At 50.8% G+C, this 1,560-nt stretch carries 2 protein-coding genes; both read left to right on the plus strand.

The annotated features are described in order from the left end of the window. Positions 1 to 104 precede the first annotated feature (104 nt). Positions 105 to 668 (plus strand): DUF3275 family protein, encoded by a 564-nt coding sequence (locus tag RH85_RS10355; protein ID WP_006712180.1) that lies wholly within the window; start codon positions 105 to 107, stop codon positions 666 to 668. Next, on the plus strand, positions 668 to 1,560 hold an 893-nt coding region (locus tag RH85_RS10360), incomplete at its 3' end, for a DUF6094 domain-containing protein (RefSeq protein WP_006712181.1). The genes RH85_RS10355 and RH85_RS10360, both read left to right, overlap by 1 nt.

Below are 1,560 nucleotides of genomic sequence, written 5' to 3' on the forward strand. Positions count from 1 at the left end.
GTAGAGCGTGGTTGGTTATAACCGTTTCATTTCATTCTTATTTGGATTTTCACCGAAGCAGTACCTTTCGGTGAAAGGTCTGCTTGTTTTTCAAGGAGACCGTTATGGTCCAAATTACCGGCTCTTTAGCCATTAAAACGATCACCGGTCGCTATGGCGACTTCAATGTGGCGACGTTAGATTGTGAACTGGGTAAATTTGCGATTCGAGATGCCATGCTCGATGAATACAACGAAGGCACCTATCAAGGCACTTTTGGGGTTAAACGCATTTTCTCAGGCAGCTATCAAACAGAGCATCGCGTTGTGATTGAAACTCGCGCCGAGCTCAGCGGAATTTGGCTCAACGATTATCAAGAAGGGAAAGTCCCAGAAGAGTCGTTAGAGTCAGACCCGTTGGCCGAAGAGCGTCAAGCTCAAGCCATTCAGCGCAGTGAACGTCAGCCCCCGGCACAACCGATCGATGATGTCTCAGCCCTCTTTGGCGAGTTGTGGCCACTAGGCGCTCAAATTGACGATGTGGTGAAACTCAACCCAGAAGTCGGTCGAGAAGTGATGGGACGTCAATTGGCTTACCTAAAACGCTTGATTGAAGGCGAGCGAGTATGGCGATTTGAGCCGAAAGCACAGCACTGGACTCGTATCCGTCTCGATGAGGAGGCCTGCTGATGGCAATAATGCACCCACGTGTGGCACATAACTACCTTAAGGATGGTTATTACCCCACCGACGAAGCGACGCTGTCAAACATTGCCAAACGGCTTTGTTTGAAAGCCGGTACGCATCGATTACTCGACCCGTGTTGTGGTGAAGGCAAAGCGTTAACACTCTTAGCGAATGCGATAGAACAAGCCCCACAATGCCTGGTTCACACCTACGGTGTGGAGCTAGATACGGAGCGAGCCATCATGGCGAGCCTCACCCTCGATAACGTGTTACGTAGCAATACGTTCGACACGCTCATCGGGGCGGGCAGTCAAAGTGTGCTGTTTTTAAACCCGCCTTATGGCAATACGGTCACCGACCAAATGGACAATGCATCACGTTCAATGGCGCGGTTAGAGGTGCAATTTACTCAACGCTGTTTGCCGACGTTAAAAACGGAGGGAGTGTTGGTCTTGGTCGTCCCCTACCCGTCACTGACACCCGCATTCAGTCGTTACTTAGCGCAACGCTTGCATTGTGTGCAAGTATTTGCGGCCAGTACCGACCGTTTTAAACAAGTGGTGATACTCGGTCAAAAAGCTGACCGACGTGGTGCGCAATACCAAGAAGAGCGAGATTGTCTCTTTGAGCAATTGGTGGCTATCGGGCAGGGAGCGCCTTGTCCGATAGAGGCGGCGACCACGATGAACGTATCACCGGTGAATCGCCGTCCCTTTCGCTTTGAAATGGTTCGGCCTGACACCACACAACTTGAGCAAGCATTTCAAACGCATCAAGGTCTTTGGCCAAGTTTGACCATGCAGTTTAATCCTTTGCAACGTCAACAAGTGCCAAGACCGCTCAAGCGGTTATCGCCTTGGCATTTGTCTTTGTCGCTCGCGGCAGGGCAAATTGC

Origin of the sequence: Vibrio ichthyoenteri ATCC 700023 (assembly GCF_000222605.1) — a bacterium.
GTDB lineage: Bacteria > Pseudomonadota > Gammaproteobacteria > Enterobacterales > Vibrionaceae > Vibrio > Vibrio ichthyoenteri.

Bases quoted from the DNA above. Each gene is read 5' to 3' on its own strand.
- RH85_RS10355 (WP_006712180.1), top strand. From the start codon at position 105: ATGGTCCAAATTACCGGCTCTTTAGCCATTAAAACGATCACCGGTCGC.